Consider the following 21,612-nt stretch of genomic DNA (forward strand, 5'->3'; position numbering starts at 1 on the left):
TATTTCGAGATTTAATTTTTAAGCAATTTCTTAGCTACGAACTTTAATCAGTGTTGGTGTAAGTTCATCCCAACGCGCTTTTGCAGCATCCATTGCTTTCATTTTGATATGTCCATAACCACGAACTTCTGCTGGTAATTTTGCAATTTGTTCAGCAACAGCCAAGTTATGATTTTCTGGAGCTTCAACAAGTGCTTCAACAAATGCAATGTAACGGTCACGCCATGCTTGTTCGTGTTGACGCTCTTCTTGACGTGCAAATGGGTCAAGGAAAGTTTCGCGAAGCCATTGTAAGCGAGCAAGCATCATCATTGGGAAGCGCATCCAGTAACCAAACGCACGTTTACGAACATTTTGCAGACCGCCGAGTAATGCTGGTGGAGCAAGATGGTAAGTTAAACGTAGGCCTTTACCGAATTGTGTTTCAATCGATTCTTTGAAGCTTTTACCTGTTAACAGACGTGCAACTTCATATTCATCTTTATAAGCCATGACTCTATAAAGCTGGGTTGCAATCGTACCAGTTAATTCTTCTGGTAACTTTTTAGCAGCCAGTTCTACCAGCGTACGGTATTTAGTTGCATAAGCGTCATTCCAATAGTCTGTCAGACGAGCAGAGCGGTCTTCAACAAGTTCAGCCAACGTTTGCGGCGTTTTGGTTTTTGGCATTGCCGCAAGTAAACGTGCAGCTAAAGTTGGATCACTTGCAAGATGACAACCCACGCGGAAAGCTTCGATGTTCTTTTCAACAGCAGTACCATTTAAGCGAATTGCTTTTTCAATGCTTTCACGTAATAGCGGAATACGACCAGATTGCCATGCCATACCGAGTAATAACTGGTTGGTATAGATTGCATCGCCTAATAGTTGTGTTGCAATGCGAGCTGCTGGTAATGAAACCAATTGACCTTGACGAACACGACCACGAAGACGATCAATTAAATCGGTAATAGGGGCATACCAGTCACGAGATTTAATAAACTCAGAAGTCGGCGTGCTGTCTTCATTCACAATAACTAAAGCATCATCTCTTAAGCGAGATAGAGCAGCACTACCACCAGCCACTACCGCATCGGCACCAATCAGTAATTCACATTGTCCTGCTGGAATTTTGGTAGAAGAAATTTGTTCATCACTTGCTGCAAGTTGTACGTATGAATAAACCGTACCACCTTTTTGTGCAAGTCCAGCCATGTCCATAACACGTGTCGCTTTGCCTTCTAGGTGAGCCGCCATACCAAGGAGTGCACCAATAGTCACAACACCTGTACCGCCAATACCACCGATCATAATACGACTTGGAACATCATATAACTGAGGAATGATTGGTGATGTCGGCCAGCCTGCGCCAATTCCTTCAAATTTAGCAGGACGTTTCATATCACGTGTATGAACAGTCACAAAACTTGGGCAGAACCCTTCAGCACAAGTGAAGTCTTTATTACAGCTACTTTGGTTAATTTGACGCTTAGTACCTAAAGCTGTCTCTACTGGCTCAATAGATAAACAGTTTGATTTTTTCGAACAGTCGCCACAGCCTTCGCAAATATCACTGTTAATGTATAAACGCTCAGCTGGGTCAGGATATGCATCACGTTTACGGCGACGGCGTTTTTCACTGGCACAGGTTTGTACATAAATTAAAGCGGTCACACCTGAAACTTCACGCAATTCACGTTGAACAGCGTCAAGTTCATTACGATGGCGAATTTCTACACCCGGTGCAATACCGTCTTCTTCGTTTAATAGTTTAACTTCATCAGTGACAATAACTTGTTTTTTGATACCTTCGGCAGCAAGCTGACGAGTTAACTGCGCAACGCTCAAATGCCCATCTACATGCTGACCACCTGTCATAGCGACCGCATCGTTGTAGAGGATTTTGTAGGTAATATTAGTTTTTGCAGCGATGGACTGACGAATTGCTAAGTAACCTGAGTGGAAGTAAGTTCCGTCACCAAGGTTAGCAAAAATGTGTTTTTCATTGGTAAATGGCGATGCACCGACCCAGCTTACACCTTCACCACCCATTTGAGAGAACGTTTCGGTACCACGGTCAAGTGAAACAGCAATATAGTGGCAACCAATACCACCTAGCGCACGGCTACCTTCAGGAACTACTGTTGAAGAGTTATGTGGGCAACCACTACAGAAATATGGTTTACGCTCAGCAAGATCAATAACACGTTTTGATTCTTGCTCTGCTTTTAGCAGTAAGTCGATTCTGCTTTGGATTAGTACTTTTAGGCTTTCTGGAATATCTAGTTTTAAGAAGCGAGCAGCCAGCATTTTTGCAATAGGTTCAGGCTGGTACTCATAGTGACCAATGAGTGGTGCTTCCTCAATAGAGGTACTCCATTCACCTTTACCATCAGTTGCTTTACCAATCACATGTGGGCGTTTGCCATCAGGAAGTGAATACAGCTCATCCTTAATTTGTGCTTCAATAATTGGACGTTTTTCTTCAATAACGATCAGTTCTTGTAAACCTTCAGCAAATTCACGAACGCCTTGAGGTTCTAAAGGCCAAATTAGACCAACCTGATAAACACGTAGCCCAAGCTGTTGGGCAGTTTCATCTTCAATACCTAAAATGCGTAAGGCTTCAATCGTATCTAAATAGCCTTTACCACTTGCGGCAATACCAATACGGGCATTTTCACAAGGCCATGTTACGGTGTTGATTTTGTTGGCACGGGCATAAGCCAAAACAGCAGGTAAGCGATATTTATAAAGACGTTCTTCTTGCTGAATGCCATGATCTGGCCAACGGATATTAACGCCGTCGGCAGGGAAATTGACATCTTCTGGTATAACTGGATTAACTCGGTCTAGATCAACATGAACTGAAGCAGAAGTTTCTACAATTTCACTCACCAGCTTCATTGAAGACCATAGGCCAGAAAAACGTGAAACAGCAATGGCGTGTACGCCAAAGTCTAAAATTTGTTGAACGGATGTTGGGTAGAAAATTGGAATACCACAACCAATCATGACATGTTCAGACTGGTGAGGGATTGTAGAAGATTTACAAGAGTGGTCATCACCAAATAAAGCAACGACACCACCACGTTCAGAGGTACCAGCTAAGTTAGCATGGCGGAGTACATCGCCTGAACGGTCAACACCCGGGCCTTTACCATACCACCATGAAGACACTCCATCATATTTGCCTTGGCCTGAAAGATTAACTTGTTGGGTGCCCCAGATTGCGGTAGCAGCCAAGTCTTCGTTTACACCAGGTTGAAATACAACATTATGGGATTTAAGTAATCCTTGAACTTGCCAAAGGAAACTATCATAGTTACCAACAGGAGAACCGCGATAACCAGAAATAAAACCAGCAGTATGATAACCATTAATCGCGTCACGGCGAGTCTGAGCAAGAGGCAACCGTACAAGTGCCTGAATGCCGGTCATATATGCTGTACCGTTATCACTTATATATTTATCTTCAAGTGACACATCCTTTGTTGCAATAATATTTGGAGTGACTTTTGTAGCTATGTTCATTTATATCTCCTTAGAATTTTTAGTAGCTCGGACTACTTTCTTTTTTCAACATCCAGTTGAATATTTGGAGCAAGTGACATACGAAATAAAAAAAGATCGGTTCCTCTTCTTAAAAAGAATTAGTGCCAATGTATGTACATTTAGTCATTGTGGTTGATCTAAACTGGTGCAACAATCCGTAATTTAGGAAAACATATTTACGTTATGCGCAAAAATCTCGATGGTGGACTATTGCATGCAATGCATGCATTCCTGAAAGTGATTGATAGCGGGAGTTTCACAGCAGCAGCTGAGCAGATGGATCTGACCACAGCACAGGTTTCACGCCTTATCAGCGAGCTAGAAACACGCTTAGGTACAAAATTAATACAACGCTCAACGCGCCAGCAGGCTCTGACCGATATTGGTGCAACTTATGCAGAGCGCTGTCGCCAAGTCATTTCAATAGTGGATGAAGCAGAATCAGAAGTAACAGGAACGGCATCTAAACCGAAAGGGCGTTTACGTGTATTAAGCATGGGAAGCTTTGGGCATCACTATGTTTTTCCAGTCATGGCCGAGTTTTGCAAAAATTATCCCGAGTTAACGGTGGAATATACGACATCACAGTACGTTCCGGACCTGTTGGCGAAAGGGGTAGACGTGAGTCTCTATCTCACTGAATCTTTAACAGATTCCCGCTTTGTTGCCCGCAGAATTGGCACTATTTTTTCTGTTTTATGTGCATCACCTGCGTATTTAGAAAAACATGGTGTTCCTAAGTCGCCCGAAGATTTAAAAAACCATGCTTGTTTACGATTAGTTAATCCATCGATTACAGCAGATTGGCACTTGTTAAATGCAAATGGTGAGTCTTACCAAATTGATATTGGTGGGCAACTCATTGCAGATAACCCAGAATTATTATTAGATGTTGTACAGCAGGATATGGGCGTGGCGTTATTGCCGATGTTTTCGGCTTTAGAGGCAGTTCAAAATGGAAGATTATGCCATATCTTGCCTGAGTGGCGTTCGCCCGATATTGGGGTTTATACCTTATTGCCTTCACGTCATTTTATTGATGCCAAAACGCGTGCATGGTTGGATTGGGTGGAAGAATATATTTCGCCAAGAATTGAAATGGATGCATCTTATTTTTATAAATAATGAGATAAATTTTTTAAGGATTAAGATAGAAAAGGATGAACAATAATACGGATTAGAATAAAAATAGGGTAGAGAATGCTTCTGTTGAGAGGGGCATTTAATACAGAGATGTATGATAGATTTTAAATAAATTGCATGAGGGATTTAGTCCCAATTCCTGAATGAAATGAGATAAAGATGAGATAGGATGATCTGGTACTTAGCCTAATCTATTCAGCCTTATACCAGAAGTTGAGTTATTTTAATTTATTGCTAAGCACACTTCGTCTGCCAATAGGCATTTGCATAATTCGACAAGCTTTTTCGGTTTAATACATTGCTAATATTTTGGCTGGCTTGCATTAACTTTTCTAAATCAATCCCGGTTTCAAACCCCATATGGGACAGCAAATAAAACAGATCTTCGGTCGATACATTGCCAGAGGCACCTTTGGCATAAGGGCAACCACCAAGTCCTGCAAGAGACGAATCAAAAACACGAATGCCTTGCTGTAAAGACTGATAAATATTGGCAATTGCCATGCCATAGGTATTGTGGAAATGCCCAGCTAAAACCTTGCTGTCTAGTTCAGCGAGGCAGGCTTGCCACACCTTTTGAACTCGATCTGGTGTTGCGGTGCCAATGGTTTCACCTAAAGACACTTCATAGCAGCCCATGTCATAGAGCCGTTTAACGACTTTCACCACTTGCTCAGGTGCAATCGCGCCTTCATAAGGGCAATCGACAATACAAGAGACATAACCACGCACACGTATGTTTTGTGCTTTCGCTGCGCTCATGACATCGCTAAATTTTTCAAAGCTTTCATCAATAGAGCAGTTAATATTTTTACGTGTAAAGCTTTCAGAAGCTGCGGTAAAAACCGCAACTTCTTTGCATCCTACTGCTTGAGCAGTTTCAAAACCTTTGATATTGGGGGTGAGCAGGCTAAATTGCACATCTGTGGTCTGTGGTAACAGCTTAAATAGCTCGTCACTTTGAGCCATTTGCGGCACCCATTTTGCCGAAACGCATGAACCCACTTCAATAGATTTTAGGCCTGCATTTATCAGGTCATTAATAAAGTTTAAGCGTTGGTCGACGGTTAAAGCCTGCTTTTCGTTTTGAAGGCCGTCTCTCGGACCGACCTCCACAATTTTGACAAACTCACTCATGCAACTTCCTCCTGAGCGGGCTGAAATTCCACAAGCTCATCGCCAGCTTTGACTTGATCGCCCACTTGGAAATAGGAGTCCACAATCACGCCGTCTTTAGGGGCACGGATGGTGTATTCCATTTTCATTGCTTCAAGCGTCATTAAAATATCGTCTTTCTTAACGCTATGATTTGCACTCACCAGCACTTGCGTGACTACACCCGGCATTGGGGCTTTCAGGTGACCTTCATCGGCTTGACTATCTGCTTGATTAAAATCTTGACGAATATAAGCAAACTTATAGCTTTGCCCATTTTGGAATAAGGTAATGCCTTGCTGACTTTGATTAAAAGATAGCTTTTGCTGAGTACCAGCAATTTGAACAGAGGCAGTATGCGCATCAATTAATTGACCTGAAATCGGGTAGCTTTGTCCGTTATATTCTGCGGTGAAGCCATCCTCATGTGAGGCAAATTTGATTTGAATATTTTGGTTTAAATAATTCAGTTTAATGCTGTGCTGATAGGCAATATTTAAGCGCCAAAGTGGTTGAGCCTGCCAAAGCTGTTTTTGGCTTGAGCGATTGTTTTCGAGTTTACTTAAAAACTCAATAAATGCTGCTGCCACTACAAGTTCTGGTTTGATATCTTCAGGGCTAAACAAGAAGTTTTGTTCACGTTGAATCAGGTTGGTATCAAGCTTGGCTTGTTTAAAAGACTCACTGCGTACAATTTTTTCAAGAAAAGCAATGTTGTTGCCTAAGCCATCCACATGGAATTGGCTCAAAGCATGCTGCATTTGAATGAGTGCAGCTTCACGGTTTTTACCCCATACGATCAGTTTGGCAATCATTGGGTCGTAATACGTCGTGATTTCATCGCCTTCAACAATACCGCTATCTACACGCACATATTGGTTTTGAGTTGGGTAGTGCAAATAGTCAATTTTACCAATCGCAGGTAAAAAGCCTTTTTCAGGTTCTTCGGCATAGATTCGTGCTTCGAGCGCATGCCCGAGAATTTGTAATTCGTTTTGTAGTTTTGGTAAAGGTTCGCCATAAGCTACACGAAGTTGCCATTCAACCAAGTCTTCACCGGTAATCATTTCTGTCACTGGGTGCTCGACTTGTAAGCGGGTATTCATTTCCATGAAATACGCCGTACCGTCTTGTTCCACAATAAACTCGACCGTACCTGCACCTACATAATCTACTGCACGTGCAGCATCAATTGCTGCTTGGCGCATTGCATCGAGCTTTTCGCTTGGCATTTGTGGAGCAGGGGCTTCTTCTAGCACTTTTTGATGGCGACGTTGTACGGAACAATCACGTTCAAACAAATGTACATAGTTGCCATGTGTATCGCCAAACACTTGAACTTCGATGTGACGTGGTTGAATCACATAGCGTTCAATCAAGACATCATCATTACCAAAGCTCGATTTAGCTTCGCGCTTACAAGAAGCTAATGCATGCAGAAAATCTTCACTGCGCTCAACCAAGCTCATGCCTTTACCACCGCCGCCCGCACTGGCTTTAATTAAAACTGGATAACCAATTCGGTCTGCCTGTTGTTTTAAAAAGTCAGCATCTTGGTTGGTTCCGTGATAACCCGGTGTTAAAGGGACGCCTGCTTTTTCCATTAAAGCTTTAGAGGTTGCTTTTAAACCCATAGCTAAAATGGCATCGACTGGTGGGCCAATAAAGCAAATATTGTGTTGCTGGCAAGCAAGTGCAAACTGGTCATTTTCGGATAAAAAGCCGTAGCCCGGATGGATCGCTTGGCTACCGGTGTCAATGGCAGCTTGAATAATGCGGTCAGCTTGTAAATAACTTTGAGTCGCAGGCGACTGGCCAATATAGATGGCTTCATCTGCAAGTTTGACATGTTGTGCATTTGCATCTGCATCAGAGTAAACAGCAACTGTTGCGATACCTAATTTTTTGGCAGTACGAATTACGCGGCAGGCAATTTCACCACGGTTCGCAATTAAAATCTTTTCAAACATGATGATCGTCCTTAATTGTTGTTATTTGAGGTGGTAGTCCACGCTGGCTGTTGTTTATTTAAAAAGGCACTCAGACCTTCTTTTGCCTCGCTACCTTGACGAACTTGAGCAATATGATGCGCCGTCTGTTGTAGCAAGTCAGTGCTCATGGTCTGGTTGCTCACCATTTGAATGAGTTGTTTTGATGCAGCTTGAGCTTGTGGCCCACCAAGTAATAGAGCATCAATAATTTCTTGAACTTTTCTGTCTAAGTCTTCCGCATCTGCGACTTCATGTGCCAAGCCAATTTGTTTGGCGTCACGTGCTGAAATACGCTCAGCAGTTAAGAAGTAACGAGAGGCTTGTCTTGCACCAATTGCACGAATCACATATGGGCTAATGGTAGATGGCGCAAGACCTAAACGTACTTCAGAGGTTGCAAACTTGGCATCTGTGCTGGCAATGCAAATATCACAAGCCGATGCCAAGCCCATGCCGCCACCAAAGGCAATGCCATGAACGCGGGCAATAGTCGGTTGTCTCAGTGTTGCAAGTGCATCTAACATTTGCGCGAGTTTTAGAGCATCTGCTTCATTTTCTGCTGAAGATGCTTGACCTGCTTGTTTCATCCAATTCAGGTCAGCACCTGCCGAAAAACTTTTGCCACGACCAGCTAAAACCACAACACGAATATCATCACGTGTATTAATTTGCTTAAAGCAAGCATGCAATTCTTCAATCACTGTTGTATTGAAGGCATTGTGTAGTTCAGGGCGATTCAGCCAAACATAGGCAACTTGACCTTGTTGTTCGAGTTGTAAAAATTGATAGCTCATATACACCTCTTACATGCGGAACACGCCAAATTTGGTTGGCTGGATAGGGGCATTCATTGCAGCAGCAAGGCTTAAACCCAGTACTTGACGGGTTTGAGCTGGGTCAATTACACCGTCATCCCAAAGGCGGGCAGAAGCATAATATGGATGGCCTTGGCGTTCGTATTGTTCACGAATGGGTTGTTTAAACTCATCTTCTTGTTGTGCTGACCACTCGGCACCTTTTTGCTCAATTTGATCGCGCTTTAAGGTTGAAAGTACGCTGGCTGCTTGTTCGCCGCCCATCACTGAAATACGAGAGTTCGGCCATGTCCATAAAAAGCGTGGTGAATAAGCGCGGCCACACATACCGTAGTTACCTGCACCAAACGAACCACCAATAATCAGGGTGAGTTTTGGTACATTTGCGGTTGCAACTGCCATGACCAGTTTAGCGCCATTTTTTGCAATCCCTTCGTTTTCATACTGGCGACCGACCATAAAGCCCGTAATGTTTTGCAAAAATAACAATGGAATATTGCGCTGGGTACACAGTTCAATAAAGTGGGCACCTTTTTGTGCAGACTCTGAAAATAAAATCCCGTTATTGGCAATAATGCCGACTGGCATACCATAAAGCGAAGCAAAACCAGTAATGAGGGTTGAGCCAAAACGTGTTTTAAACTCATCAAAACGAGAACCATCTACAATGCGTGCAATCACTTCACGAATATCAAAAGGCTTACGTGCATCACTTGGCACCACACCATAGAGTTCCGATGCATCAAACAGTGGTTCATCAACTTGCTTATTTAAATCATTTGGCTTCTTATTCAAGTTAGCGACAATGTTACGGGCAATCGCAATTGCATGTTCATCATTTTCAGCTAAATGGTCAGCCACACCAGAAAGACGTGTGTGTACATCACCACCACCTAAATCTTCACTGCTCACTACTTCGCCAGTTGCAGCTTTTACAAGAGGAGGACCGCCTAAGAAAATCGTACCTTGATTACGTACAATAATGGTTTCATCAGACATGGCTGGTACATAAGCACCACCTGCGGTACAGCTACCCATTACGACAGCAATTTGGGCAATACCCAGACTCGACATGCGTGCCTGATTATAGAAAATGCGCCCGAAGTGATCGCGGTCAGGGAAAACCTCATCTTGCATTGGTAAATAGGCACCACCTGAGTCCACCAAATAAATACAAGGCAAGTGATTTTGTTCGGCAATTTCTTGTGCACGTAAATGCTTTTTGACCGTAAGTGGGTAATACGTTCCACCTTTAACCGTTGCATCGTTGGCAACGATCATGCAAGTGATGCCGTTAACTTGACCAATACCTGCAATCACACCCGCAGCAGGAACATCATCTTCATAAACGTTGTACGCTGCCAATTGACCAATTTCTAAAAATGCCGTTCCGACATCAATCAGTTGATCAATACGTTCACGGGGTAAAAGTTTCCCTCTAGCCAAATGTTTTTGACGGGCATTTTCACCGCCGCCTAACGCAATACGTTGGGCCACTTGTTTTAGATCTGTGACCAATGTTTGCATGGCTTGCTGGTTTGTTTTGAAGTCTTCACTTCGAACATTAATCTTGCTTTGTAATTGGTTCATAAGATGCGTCCTTATTTATAATTATTATTTGGTTTCATTGAAGAGTTCGCGGCCAATCAACATACGGCGAATTTCAGAAGTTCCGGCACCAATTTCATAAAGTTTTGCATCGCGCCATAAACGCCCAGCAGGGAATTCATTGATGTAACCATTACCGCCTAGAGTTTGAATTGCTTCACCAGCCATCCATGTGGCTTTTTCAGCAGAATATAAAATGGCACTTGCAGCATCTTTACGTAGGCTGCGGTCATGGTCGGCTTTGTCACAAGCAGCACCAACGGCATAAACTAATGCTTTACATGCCAACCATGTTGAATACATATCGGCAAGTTTGCCCTGCATGAGCTGGAATTCACCTAAAGCCTGACCAAACTGTTCGCGTTGATGTAAGTACGGAATCACCACATCTAAACAGGCATCCATAATTCCTAAAGGTCCAGCACTTAAAACTGCACGTTCATAGTCCAAACCACTCATCAATACTTTTGTACCGTTACCGACACCACCCAGTACGTTTTCAGCAGGCACTTCCACATTGTCAAAAAATAGTGGGTAAGTGTTAGAGCCACGCATACCGAGTTTGTCTAAATGATTACCATGACTAAAGCCTTTCATGCCTTTTTCAACTAAAAAAGCAGTCATGCCTTTCGCACCAGCTTTAGGGTCAGTTTTTGCATAAACGACAAGTACATCTGCATCACCGCCGTTGGTGATCCACATTTTTGAACCATTTAAAACGAAATGATCACCTTTTTGCTCGGCACGTAATTTCATGCTAACCACATCAGAACCAGCATTTGGTTCAGACATGGCAAGGGCACCTACATATTCGCCAGAAATCAGTTTTGGTAAATATTTCTGCTTTTGTTGCTCGTTACCGTTTCGATTAATTTGGTTTACACATAAATTAGAATGAGCACCGTAAGAGAGGCCAATGGCTGCCGAAGCACGAGAAATTTCTTGCATGGCAATAATATGAGCTAAATAACCCATATTGGCACCACCATATTCTTCAGAGACGGTCATGCCTAAAAGGCCCATATCTCCGAATTTTTTCCAGAGATGTGCAGGGAATTTGTTGTCTTGATCAACTTGTTGGGCAATTGGTGCAATTTCCTTTGCACAAAATGCGGCCACTGAATCTTGAAGCGCAATTAAAGTTTCATCTAGACCGAAATTCAAGCTGCGGAGGTTCATGATATTTTCATCCTATTGGTTATATTTGTTGTCCATAAAATATTTTGTGGGTATTTGATATGTACCATACAATGATTTTTTAAAAAAGTGAATACAGATTCATAAAATGATTTACAATTCATTTTATTTGTTAGAGAATAAATTATGAGCTATAAACGATCATCTTTAATGCAAGAGCGGATGGAGCAAAATCGTAAGTCGATTTTGAGTTCAGCCAGAAAATTAATTTCAGAGGGAGGGTTTAAAGACGCACAAATACAAACAATTGCAGAGCAAGCGGGTGTATCAAGTGGTCTGGTTTATCGCTACTTCGATAATAAAAGCCAAGTGCTCATTGAGGTTTTGTCTGAGGCCATTAACACAGAACTATTGGTGATTGATTCGATTACCGAAAGTGACTTATCGGCAAAACAGAAATTACATAAGGCTGTGGCAACTTTTGTAAAACGGGCACTCAATAGTCCCCAGCTTGCATATTCACTCATGTTTGAACCCGTCGATTCAACGGTTGAACATGAGCGTTTTCGTGTGAAGCAATTGATTAAACAAAGTATGAAAAAAATACTTGCGGATGGAAATGCAAGTGGTGAGTTTGTCTTGGATGATTTAAATACAGCAGCACTTTGTGTTGTTGGTGCCATGACCTATGTGGTCGTTGAACCCCTAGATCCAGCTCAAAATACAAAGTTTGATCAAGCACACAGAGACTATTTTTCAAAACAGATTGCTGACTTTTGTGTGGATGCTGTGCAGAAGAAATAGGGCATATAAAGGATAAACATTACAAAGTAGGCGGTTTGGAAAAGTAGTTGCAGTAACAACAATTAGATCAGGTACGAAGAGAATTACAAAGAATCAAGGAGAATGATTCAATGCAACAAGAACGGTTAAGCTACGCCTCGGGACCAAGCACGCAACCCTTATTGGGTATGACCATTGGTGAACAATTTGATCAGGCCTGTCGGCAATATGCAGAAAAGGAAGCAATCGTCAGTTTTCATCAAAACAGACGATTAACCTATAAAGCTTTACAGGATGAAGTAAATGCTTTTGCTTGTAGCTTGTTGAAATTGGGATTAAAAAAAGGCGACCGGTTAGCCATCTGGTCACCAAACTGTGTGGAATGGACGGTAACCCAATTTGCAGCTTTTAAAGCAGGGATTATTTTAGTCAATCTAAATACAGCTTATAAAAGCCATGAACTTGAATATGTGTTGAATAAAGTCTCATGCAAAGGATTGATTATTGCTTCTCAATTCAAAACGACTGATTACCAAGAATTACTCACAAAAATTGCCCCTGAGTTAACCAACAGTTCAGATAAAGTGCTCAGTTCAGAACGACTGCCATATTTAAAATTTGTGATTAAAATTGATGACCAGCAACATACGGGTATTCATCGTTTTAGTGATTTAGTTACAACACCAAACTCCGAGCAGCTTGAACAATTAAAACAGTTAACCAAGCAACATCAGTTTGATGAAACCATTAATATTCAATTTACTTCTGGTACAACGGGTAACCCAAAAGGGACCATGTTGACCCACCATAATATTTTAAATAATGGTTACTTTGTTGGTGAAGGTATTCGTTTAACGCCTCAAGATAAAGTCTGTATTTCTGTGCCGTTATTTCATTGTTTTGGCATGGTGATGGGGAATTTAGCATGTGTTACACATGGGGCAACGATGGTCTATCCATCGGCGGTATTTAATCCTTTAGAAACGTTAAAAGCCATTCATCAAGAACTTTGTACGGCAGCATATGGCGTACCAACCATGTTTATTGCAACTTTAGAACATGAACAATTTAATGAGTTTGATCTGTCGAGCTTAAGAACGGGCATTATGGCTGGTAGCCCATGTCCACGTGAAATTATGCAGCGTGTCATAGACCGAATGCATATGTCTGAAATCACGATTTGTTATGGTATGACTGAAACCTCGCCAGTCAGTGTACAAAGTTCGGTAAACGATTCAATTGATAAACGAGTAAGTACAGTTGGCCATGTTCATCCGCATGTTGAAATTAAAATTGTCGATTTAGAAGGTCAGATTGTTCCGCAAGGGACTTTAGGCGAGCTATGTGTTCGTGGTTATTCAGTCATGGCTGGTTATTGGGGCGAAGAAGAAAAGACCCGTGAAGTGATTGATGCAGCTGGCTGGATGCATACGGGTGATATTGCAGAAATGGACCAAGACGGCTTTATTAAAATTAAAGGTCGTATTAAAGACGTCGTGATTCGTGGTGGGGAAAATCTCTTTCCTAAAGAAATTGAAGACTTTCTATATACTCATCCCGATGTGAGCGATGTACAGGTAATAGGCTTGCCAGATGCGAGATATGGTGAGGAACTCTGTGCTTGTATTATTTTGCATGAACATCATCAAATTGATGAAAATAGTATTCGCCAATTCTGCAAAGAGCACATTTCTCATAATAAAGTGCCGCGCTATGTCCGATTCTTTAATGAATTTCCAATGACTGCTTCAGGCAAAGCCCAAAAGTTTAAGTTACAAGAAATTATGCGTGCTGAGCTTAATTTAACAGGAAATGTCTTTGACTAAATAAAGTCAAAAGCCCAGTCAAAGTGCAGCAAACTATAAATTGAAAGACAGTTTGAAAAGAGGATAAAACAAAATGGCAAAAGACTTTAATAGCCCAAAAGTAGTCGAAGGATATGACGAACATATCCGTAAATTAATTCCGGGTTATGAAGTGATCCATCAACAGGTGGATGCCATTTTGCAATCAGTGTTGAAACCGAACTCTCACATATTAATTGTAGGATGTGGCACGGGTTATGAACTCGAATATTTACTTAAAAGACATCCGAACTGGAAATTTACAGCAGTTGATCCATCTTTAACGATGCTTCAAAAAGCCCAAGAACAGGTTGAACTTTTAGGTAAATCTTCACAAGTGACTTTCGTACATGGGGAAACTTCGGCTTTGCCTCTGGAAAATTGCTTTGATGCTGCACTGTCTATTCTTGTGGCGCATTTTATTGCTGATGATATAAAACCTGCGTTCTTTAAAGATATTTATGATCGCTTAAATGAAAATGCTGTCTTGCTCACCTACGATTTAATGACGTGTATAAACCCTCAGCAGCTTCAAGCTTTACGTTATTTATGTTTGGCACAAGGCTTAACTGAGGAGCAATGCCAGAAAATGTTAGAGCGTATGGCTCAAGACTTTTTTAGCCTAACCACAGAAGGTTATATAAAACTTTTGCAAAAGACTGGCTTTGAAAGCGTGCAGTCCTATGCACAGGTTCTGACTTATCAGGGTTTTATTGCAAAAAAAATAATGCCAGTAGAGACATAGGAATGTTGTCTTAACACCTAAATATTCTCAATGAGGAAGAGAATATGAAAACTGAAAAAAATTAAAAGATTTAGCTTTACTTAAAACAAATTAAAAAGTGGCCCTAATGCCGCTTTAGGGAGGTTTTGTCTAAAAAATATGATGGAAGGTCTTTCTTGAGAAAGAAAGTCAGTTTTTTAAGGGCCTGTTTTAGATAGGCATATAACAAAAAGGATGTCGAGATCTTTAAGTCTATTTAAAGATCAAAAAAGGAAAGTTTTATGATAAATGCTTTAAATACAACGGTTCAAAAAAGCCTATTGGCGGTTTCTGTGGCCCTGTTTGTGTCTTCTGCTTTTGCAGGCAAAACAGATCCTGAAATAGAACAACTTCGCCAAGAAGTGAAAGAACTACGAGCTATGCTACAAGCAAATATACAAGCTCAAAAATCTTTATCGCAAGGACGAGTGGAACTAGCAACTTCTGCAACTCCTCAAGCTGCACAGCCAATACAGCAAGGGTTAACTAAGTCGGGTGCAGAATTTAACCTCTATGGATATATACGGGCAGATGCTTCTTATCAAATGAAGGGGGCTTCTACCATGTATAACAATATTAGTGGGGTTCCACTCGAAAATACTCCTGAAGAGGGCGCACAAAAAGATCAGTTGCACAGCACAGTTAATGTGACACGCTTTGGGTTGAATTTTAAAACCCCAACAGCCGTGGGTGATGTGGGTGGAAAGTTAGAAATGGACTTCTTTGGGGCAGCCACTCGTGATCAGTTCCGTATACGCCATGCTTATTTAACTTTTGATAAATGGCTCATTGGACAAACGTGGTCGACATTTATTGCACCAGAATATTACCCAGAAACGATTGATGCAGGCACATTTGTAGGTGGAGCATTATTAAGATCACCGCTGGTTCGCTATAGCGACAACTTAAGTGCAAATACAAGCTTTGCAATATCGGTTGAAGACCCGAAATATACCGCTACATCAGACCCTGATAACAAAATGCGTTTACCAGCTTTGGTAGGGCGCTTAAACCATAAATTTACAAATGGCTCGATGCTATCAGGTCGTAGTTTTGTGGCTGAAAAGAGAACCAACAATGATGAAGAAGTGGCTTGGGGTGTAGGCCTAGGGGGGAAATATCAGATTACGCCAGATACATTACTCAAAGCTGATTATTACCATGTCAAGGGAGATGGACGTTTCCTACTATGGAGTAACAGCGGCTATGCAATAGATGATCAAAACAATATGCATAGCAATGAATTTGACACAGTTTCATTAGGTATAACCCATCAGTTTACGCCACAAATTCGTTCAACCTTGGGTTATGGCTATATGAAAGCCAAAGATGATAACCGTTTTGCTGAATTACAACGCACTAGTACAACTCAAAACAAAGAACTTTGGCAGGGCTGGGTGAATGCACTTTATAACCCTTACAAACCAATTACTTTGGGTGTCGAATATGTTTATGGCGAACGAGAAACTTTTGATGGGCGTAACGGGACCGATAACCGCTTCAACATGATGGCGAGTTACGATTTTTAATTAATTCAATAAAACCTTGAATAATCTGTTTTTTCTTTAGGGTGCAGTATGTCGTTTTAAAAAATTGAATATGAATTTATCTCACAGAGGAGGTGGGTAAATGACAACATCTAAATTAAATGTAAATGAAATTATTGATCAGGCCAAATTTAGACCTTATCACTGGAGCATTTTGCTTTGGTGTTTATTAATTATTGTTTTTGATGGTTATGATCTGGTGATTTATGGCGTTGTACTACCTTTGCTAATGCAAGAGTGGTCATTGACGGCTGTACAGGCGGGAATGTTAGCAAGTACGGCTCTATGCGGAATGATGTTTGGGGCAATGTTCTTTGGAACTTTGGCAGACAAAATAGGCCGTAAAAATGTGATTTTAATTTGTGTCGCTCTTTTTAGTGGTTTTACTTTTTTAGGTGCTTTTGCATCAAGTCCACTTGAGTTTGGGGTGCTTCGATTCTTAGCGGGATTAGGTATTGGTGGGGTAATGCCAAATTTAGTTGCACTCACATCAGAATATGCACCCAAACGTATACGCAGTACCTTAGTGGGTACCATGTTTAGTGGATATGCGATTGGGGGGATTCTTTCAGCATTAATTGGCAGTTATTTGGTTGAAAGTCAGGGGTGGCAAATTATGTTCCTGATAGCAGGTATCCCTTTATTTTTGTTGCCTGTTATATGGAAGTTTTTACCGGAGTCTTTAACCTTTTTAGTTAAGACTGGTAAAACTGAGCAAGCACAGCGCATTATTCAAAAAATTTCACCTGAACAAAACCTAACGATCAATACGCAGTTAGTGCTTAATGACGATAATGTTCCAACAGGTAGCTCTGTAAAGGGGTTATTTCAACAAGGCCGCGCATTCAATACACTCATGTTCTGGTTAGTATTCTTTATGTGCTTACTTATGGTGTATGCCTTAAGCAGCTGGTTACCAAAACTCATGCTGGCAGCAGGGTATTCACTCGGAAAGAGTATTTTATTCTTGTTTGCCTTAAATGTCGGCGCAATGATCGGTTCAATCGGTGGCGGGATTCTTTCTGATAAATTCCATTTAAAACCTGTAATTATGGCAATGCTGCTGGCGGGTGTTCTAGCATTAGTCGGTTTAGGCTTTAACTCACCAGCCTATGTTTTATATGGTTTGGTGACTGTGGCAGGAGCAGCAACCATTGGTACCTCAATTCTTCTTTATAGCTACGTTGCTCAATATTATCCATTAAGTGTGCGTTCTACTGGAATTGGCTGTGCTTCCGGTGTTGGTCGAATTGGAGCAATTGTTGGGCCAATCTTAACCGGCATGTTATTAGGCTTGGAATTACCTCATAAAATGAATTTCGTAATGATCGCAATTCCTGCAATTCTTGCTTTTTTAGCAGTCATGATGCTTCGACGACCTGCAGTTGAAAAACAGCCGATTGCACCGAAACTTACCGCTGAATTAGAAGGTAACTAATCAATATTGATACAGGTAGGGGAAAAATTCCTACCTGTACCCACATTTATTTTTTGAGTAACTGGTTTAAATGAACCAGATTTGCCATTTGTTGATTACCGCGATCATTGGGATGTAAATGATCACCTGAGTCATAAATCGAGTTTAATCGTTCGGGATGTTTTGAATCTTTTAAACCTTGATCAAGATCAAGTACTCCATCAAATGTCTGACTGGTTCTTATCCAATCATTAATTTTTTTCCGTAATTGATCTTTGTTCGGTTGGTAGTAGTTATCTAAAAGGGTATTGGGTAAAGCACCCGAAAATGGAGGTAAGGTTGCCCCAATCACTTGAATGCCTTGTTTATGTGCTTCATCTACGACACGTTTATAACCTTGAGTTAATGCTTCAAAAGACGGTATTTCTTGTTTAGGAGCAAAAGCTGTACCCGGCCATGAAATATCATTAATGCCCACCAGAACAATTAACGTTTTCACCCCAGAATATTGAAACACTTCTTTTTTTAAGCGCTCTAAAGCACTGTCGCCCATACCGTCTGTAAGTAGTCGATTTCCTGAGATTCCGCTATTAATCACCGCTACTTGATGTGGCGATAAACGCTTAGCTAAAAAGTCGGTCCATCTCGTGTTTGCATCTAGAGTTGCAGTTGCTCCATCGGTAATTGAGTCTCCAATGACCGCAACAACATGGGCTTTATGCTTTGGTTTTACCTCTATCGCAGAGAGTAATAATCTTGCAGTGGTTGTTTTGGCATTGCTAGGAGCATTTAAATTTGCGGTCTGGTTACCCGTAATCAGCCAACTGGTTTGTTTAGCATCCCAATGAAAAGTTTTAAATGTCGTTGGTTTTTGAATAAAACTATTTACCATTAACTGTGCATGATTAGGAACAGAGAGATGAATTGGGTCACTAATCAATTGTTTACCCGGTAAAATTTGTGCTTTGAGCTTACCCGAGAAGTAAACAGGGTAAGCACTCTTTGATTTAAGACTTTTTGGGGTAACTAAGCCTACGGTGGTTTTATCAATGTAAAGCGGCTGTTCGCCATATTGATTGGTGAAAACGAGTCGAACTGCTTCACCACCCAAACTAATTTGACTAACTTGTCTGATCGTTTGATTGGATATTTGTTCGGGAATATGGGTTGGGAAAACAAAATCCTTATTCCAAACCTTTTGTGGGCTGGCTGACCAACTGGTAATCCATTGGTTTTTTTGTACTTCTGCTTGCGTTACGGTAGACAATAAAACTAGAGAGAAAAGGGTAGATTTATAAAGTTTCATCTCATGAATCCTTAAAACGAATTAGAGTCATCTTGAAACAAATTAGTGGCTTGTTATAGCGGTCTAAGCGGAATAAGATTTGTGAATTAGATTCATAAATAGATTTAGTTATGTCATATTTTGATATTAATCGATCTGGCGAGCTGGCAATTTTTATTCGGGTGGTCGAATTAGGAAGTTTTTCAGCAGTAGCGAGAGCATGCGACATGACGCCGTCTGCTGTCAGTAAATTAATTGCTCGGCTCGAAAAACGACTAGGAGTCCGGTTACTGAATCGTTCAACACGCCAGTTTCAGCTCACAAGTGAAGGCTGCCAGTTCTATGAGCAAGGTCTTCAAATACTCAGTGAGCTAGATGAACTGGAACAATCTGTTACTGCAAATCACACACCTAAAGGCCGAATCAGAATACATACCAGTCTTTCATATTGGACCCATTTTTTGTTGCCGTGCATTTCTTTATTTAATCAACGCTATCCACAAATTGAATTAGAGGCTCATTTAAGTGATGAAGTCATTAATTTAGTTGAACAAAGAATTGATGTCGCGATTCGAACTGGACCTTTAAAAAGCTCAAATTTGGTGGCTCGCTCATTGGGGAGCACTCGTAAACATTATGTCTGCTCACCTGCATATATTACACAGTGTGGTTGTCCACAGCATCCAGATGAACTATCTGAACATCAGCTTTTAGACGTCAGCTATCAACGCCAGAATAAGACATGGTTATTTAAAAAAGAGAATCAAGAAATCACGCTCGTACCTACTCAGGTTTTAAGAGTAAATCATGGGGAAGCGATTTTGCAGTTAGCACTTGCCGATGCAGGCATTGCACAACTCAATGAGTTTCAAGTTCGAAAAGCGCTAGAACAAAAGCAGTTAGTTAAAATTCTTGAAGACTGGAATGTTAATGCTTCTGAAGAATTTCATGCTGTCTGGATCGGGCATGATAAATACGTTCCTAAACGTGTAAGAGTCTTTCTAGATTTCTTGGTGGAACATGCAAATATCAGTTAATTGGGTCTTTTCTTGCACTTAACTGACACTGGTGAATTGTTTCATTCATTGTTTCCACAAAGTTCATGTTCGCATCAATATTTTGTAAGCTTACTTTTTCTAGATCTTCTACAAATTGTGGCGAATAATGTTCTTCTAAAGCGTTATAAATACAATTGCATTGTGAGAGCGCATGGCCTGACCACACACAATGTGTATTGAATTCGTTTTTACTGATAGGTCTGCACCCTAATAAACTTATAGAAATTATTAATAGAGTGCACACTAAAACAATACGATATGAAAAAAACATCATTATTGCTCTTCGTTGGTTGTTGTTATCGTTAAGTTATGCTTATAAATGCGTTCATCTTTAACTGGCGTTAAATAGTGAGATCTTTTCCCTAAAAAGATAAAAGTAGGGATAGGTAAAAAGATGGGAAGAATTCTTTAAACGTGTTTTAAGCTGAACAATAAGATAATGAAGAGTAATAAAAATAAAATGATATAAAATAATAGTCATTAGAGACTCCTTGATAAAAGAAGTTGTGCCCAATCACTGCTATTAATTATGGTGGTGAAACGAAAGGGGGTTAGCAGACTGATACCTAAGAAACCAGCACACCCGAAGGTGTCCCACTCCCGTTCCTCCGTCAAAGGCACGAGGGGCTCCACACCAAAAAACTTGTTTTTAGTGCACTTAGGTAGACGATCTGCTAAAACCGACTGACAAAATAGGTCAGCCGGAGCATCATAAGCTGAGCATTAAAGCGGGTCAATTGCAAAAATAAAAGATTGGTTTATATAAACAAATATTAATATTTTTAAATTTTCATTAATAAAATAATAAGTTATTTAGAATTTAAACAATTGAATAATTATTAAAGCTAATTTCTATAATTGAGTTTTAATGTTTATATATCAAAGATTTATTAATTGTTTATTTATATATTGTTTGCAATCATTGGCTTAATAAGACACAAACTCATAAAGGATGAGCAATTTTAGTTTTATGAATATGGCAATCTTAAATAATTAGCTAATGCCAAAATTTAATTAAAATATCAATTGCAAGAATGGTATTTTTTAATCATTTATTTAATTTAGATTTTTACAAAAGCTTGCATAATCTACAAAAGTTAAGAGAACCACAGTGGCAGGCCAACAGAAGATAATGTTATTCATAAGCCGACATCTTAAAATTAATAAGGGTGACTTCAATGTTAAGAATTTTTTGTGCAGTTAGCATGGTCGTTGCAATTGCAATGGGTATGAGCGCTTGCCAAGATAGAAATTCAAGAGATGACGGAACTCATGGCGTTAATGACCCCACGACCCCTCACCAAATGGATAAAAACTCATAACTATTTTTTCTAAGAAAACTCATTTTTAGGTGAGTTTTCTTATCGTTATTTTCTATAAAATATGTAACATAATAAAAAAGATAATTATATGAAAATATAAAATTAATCAATAAATTAGTAAGTTATTATCTTTCTACGAATTTGTTGTTACTGAAGTGTTTCTATAACGAGTTATAGTTTCAAAAAATTAATAAAATAAACACAATAAAT

General features: G+C 40.4%; 16 protein-coding genes. 8 read left to right on the top strand and 8 right to left on the bottom strand.

Annotated features, from left to right (window positions below; all coding sequences use genetic code 11):
• Positions 1–30: 30 nt before the first annotated feature.
• On the bottom strand, positions 31–3,513 hold the full coding sequence (locus ACPF64_RS11345; RefSeq protein WP_426453324.1) for an indolepyruvate ferredoxin oxidoreductase family protein: 3,483 nt from the start codon (positions 3,511–3,513) through the stop codon (positions 31–33).
• A 204-nt stretch (positions 3,514–3,717) separates the two neighbouring features.
• Between ACPF64_RS11345 and ACPF64_RS11350 the strand changes: the two genes are divergently transcribed.
• Positions 3,718–4,659, top strand: coding sequence for a LysR family transcriptional regulator (locus ACPF64_RS11350; protein ID WP_045436204.1), 942 nt, complete (start codon positions 3,718–3,720; stop codon positions 4,657–4,659).
• A gap of 252 nt (positions 4,660–4,911) precedes the next feature.
• Here the strand turns inward: ACPF64_RS11350 and ACPF64_RS11355 are convergent, their stop codons facing one another.
• Genes ACPF64_RS11355 through ACPF64_RS11375 form a run of 5 tightly spaced genes read right to left on the bottom strand, consistent with a single transcriptional unit; the run spans position 4,912 to position 11,425 of the window.
• Positions 4,912–5,814: a hydroxymethylglutaryl-CoA lyase gene (locus tag ACPF64_RS11355; RefSeq protein WP_080026766.1), complete on the bottom strand. Its 903-nt coding sequence runs from the start codon at positions 5,812–5,814 to the stop codon at positions 4,912–4,914.
• A complete protein-coding gene (locus ACPF64_RS11360) occupies positions 5,811–7,802 on the bottom strand; it encodes an acetyl/propionyl/methylcrotonyl-CoA carboxylase subunit alpha (protein ID WP_426453327.1) in 1,992 nt (663 codons plus the stop codon). Before ACPF64_RS11360 ends, ACPF64_RS11355 begins: the two co-directional genes overlap by 4 nt.
• 11 nt (positions 7,803–7,813) lie before the next feature.
• On the bottom strand, positions 7,814–8,617 hold the full coding sequence (locus ACPF64_RS11365; RefSeq protein ID WP_426453329.1) for an enoyl-CoA hydratase/isomerase family protein: 804 nt from the start codon (positions 8,615–8,617) through the stop codon (positions 7,814–7,816).
• A 9-nt stretch (positions 8,618–8,626) separates the two neighbouring features.
• Entirely contained in the window at positions 8,627–10,228 is a 1,602-nt protein-coding gene (locus ACPF64_RS11370) for a carboxyl transferase domain-containing protein (RefSeq protein ID WP_426453331.1), read from the bottom strand.
• A 24-nt stretch (positions 10,229–10,252) separates the two neighbouring features.
• Positions 10,253–11,425 (bottom strand): isovaleryl-CoA dehydrogenase, encoded by a 1,173-nt coding sequence (locus ACPF64_RS11375; protein WP_003651160.1) that lies wholly within the window; start codon positions 11,423–11,425, stop codon positions 10,253–10,255.
• 144 nt (positions 11,426–11,569) lie between these two features.
• Here ACPF64_RS11375 and ACPF64_RS11380 point away from each other — a divergent pair, with 144 nt between their 5' ends.
• The 5 genes from ACPF64_RS11380 (at position 11,570) to ACPF64_RS11400 (ending at position 17,758) form a co-directional block, all read left to right on the top strand.
• Entirely contained in the window at positions 11,570–12,187 is a 618-nt protein-coding gene (locus ACPF64_RS11380; protein ID WP_003651165.1) for a TetR/AcrR family transcriptional regulator, read from the top strand.
• A 110-nt stretch (positions 12,188–12,297) separates the two neighbouring features.
• A complete protein-coding gene (locus ACPF64_RS11385) occupies positions 12,298–13,992 on the top strand; it encodes an AMP-binding protein (protein ID WP_426453333.1) in 1,695 nt (564 codons plus the stop codon).
• A gap of 73 nt (positions 13,993–14,065) precedes the next feature.
• A complete protein-coding gene (locus tag ACPF64_RS11390) occupies positions 14,066–14,755 on the top strand; it encodes an SAM-dependent methyltransferase (RefSeq protein ID WP_426453335.1) in 690 nt (229 codons plus the stop codon).
• 263 nt (positions 14,756–15,018) lie between these two features.
• Positions 15,019–16,302 (top strand): DcaP family trimeric outer membrane transporter, encoded by a 1,284-nt coding sequence (locus ACPF64_RS11395; protein ID WP_426456138.1) that lies wholly within the window; start codon positions 15,019–15,021, stop codon positions 16,300–16,302.
• A gap of 100 nt (positions 16,303–16,402) precedes the next feature.
• Positions 16,403–17,758: an MFS transporter gene (locus tag ACPF64_RS11400; RefSeq protein ID WP_426453337.1), complete on the top strand. Its 1,356-nt coding sequence runs from the start codon at positions 16,403–16,405 to the stop codon at positions 17,756–17,758.
• A 46-nt stretch (positions 17,759–17,804) separates the two neighbouring features.
• On the opposite strand, the gene ACPF64_RS11405 is transcribed toward ACPF64_RS11400, so the two are convergent.
• Complete coding sequence (locus ACPF64_RS11405; RefSeq protein ID WP_426453339.1) at positions 17,805–19,043, bottom strand: SGNH/GDSL hydrolase family protein; 1,239 nt, start codon at positions 19,041–19,043, stop codon at positions 17,805–17,807.
• A 110-nt stretch (positions 19,044–19,153) separates the two neighbouring features.
• Between ACPF64_RS11405 and ACPF64_RS11410 the strand changes: the two genes are divergently transcribed.
• The gene (locus tag ACPF64_RS11410; RefSeq protein ID WP_426453341.1) at positions 19,154–20,059 is read left to right on the top strand and encodes a LysR family transcriptional regulator; all 906 of its coding nucleotides are present in this window, start codon (positions 19,154–19,156) and stop codon (positions 20,057–20,059) included.
• Here the strand turns inward: ACPF64_RS11410 and ACPF64_RS11415 are convergent.
• Positions 20,052–20,354, bottom strand: coding sequence for a hypothetical protein (locus ACPF64_RS11415; protein WP_005041466.1), 303 nt, complete (start codon positions 20,352–20,354; stop codon positions 20,052–20,054). The genes ACPF64_RS11410 and ACPF64_RS11415 overlap by 8 nt on opposite strands.
• Positions 20,355–21,258: 904 nt before the next feature.
• Here ACPF64_RS11415 and ACPF64_RS11420 point away from each other — a divergent pair.
• On the top strand, positions 21,259–21,402 hold the full coding sequence (locus tag ACPF64_RS11420) for a hypothetical protein (protein ID WP_171493667.1): 144 nt from the start codon (positions 21,259–21,261) through the stop codon (positions 21,400–21,402).
• The last annotated feature ends 210 nt before the right edge of the window (positions 21,403–21,612 follow it).

Source organism: Acinetobacter sp. KB005 (assembly GCF_049949095.1).
In the GTDB taxonomy this organism is placed as follows: domain Bacteria; phylum Pseudomonadota; class Gammaproteobacteria; order Pseudomonadales; family Moraxellaceae; genus Acinetobacter; species Acinetobacter calcoaceticus.